1 protein-coding gene and 1 pseudogene are annotated in these 950 nt (G+C 32.3%); both read right to left on the bottom strand.

What is annotated here, in order from left to right; genetic code table 11:
• Nucleotides 1-28: 28 nt before the first annotated feature.
• Nucleotides 29-421: pseudogene (locus tag HHA42_RS13345) on the bottom strand (transposase family protein); the annotation flags it as partial.
• Nucleotides 422-458: 37 nt separating this feature from the next.
• The gene (locus HHA42_RS13340; protein ID WP_008942454.1) at nt 459-863 is read right to left on the bottom strand and encodes a transposase family protein; all 405 of its coding nucleotides are present in this window, start codon (nt 861-863) and stop codon (nt 459-461) included.
• Nucleotides 864-950: the final 87 nt, after the last annotated feature.

Here is a 950-nt window from a genome sequence, read left to right as displayed (position 1 = left end):
TAGACTTCCTTCATAAATCATTTTTCAATCAATTTAATTGTTTATCTTTCACCCAATCTAAATTGTATATGCCAGCAAGTAAATTAAACCGCAGGTTTAATCTTTTACGACGATTTCTATATACACAAGATAAAATCTTAAAACATTTCATCCTTCCAAATACATGCTCTACTTGAATTCGTCTACGACCAATTTCTCTATTTAACTTTTTTAATTCAGAATCTAGTTTTTCAGTTTTCTTTGCTTTAGATGGCATGAGGCATCCAAAACCCAATTTTTTTATCCCTAAATACCCCTTATCAACGATAAAAAAGGGCTTAAATTTTAATTTCCTCATGCTTTTTTTAAATATTTTAAAATCATGCATGCTTCCATGACTTCCACATACACTCAGTATTTCACCTGTTGTATAGTGCATAGATAGCTGAAATTTAAAGGTATGTCGCTTTTTTTTACCGCTATACCATTTCTTCTGTTTTTTTTGGACGTTGAACTAATATTTCAGTTGCATCAATCACAACAACTTCCCAATCCACTTCATCTCGATTAGGAAGTTGTTTTGGCAAGTTAAATTTTCCAGAACGGATTAAGGTATCTTCAATAACACGTGTGATACGAATTGCACTCGTTTCAGATACACCGTAACTCATACCAAGATGGAAAAATGTTCGATATTCTCTCCAATATTCTATACATAAGAGCAAACGATCTTCCAACGGTAATTTATGCGGTCGTCCTTTACCAATATGACGAGGTAAATGCTTATTTAGCTCGGCCAACATGAGGTTAAATGTAGCCCAACTAACACCGGTAAGCCTACGAAACTTAACGTCTGATAATTTTTGAATATCTTTGAATTTCATCCAAGGATTATCTCTTGAATTAAATAATTTTGCTGATTAATTTAAGATCAAATAAATTGTACGTTTTTTGATTTATGACGGAAGTCT

This window comes from Acinetobacter sp. A3, assembly GCF_012371415.1.
GTDB lineage: Bacteria > Pseudomonadota > Gammaproteobacteria > Pseudomonadales > Moraxellaceae > Acinetobacter.
This window is presented reverse-complemented; position numbering and strand designations above follow the sequence as displayed.

Bases quoted from the DNA above. Each gene is read 5' to 3' on its own strand.
- HHA42_RS13340 (WP_008942454.1), bottom strand. From the start codon at position 863: ATGAAATTCAAAGATATTCAAAAATTATCAGACGTTAAGTTTCGTAGG.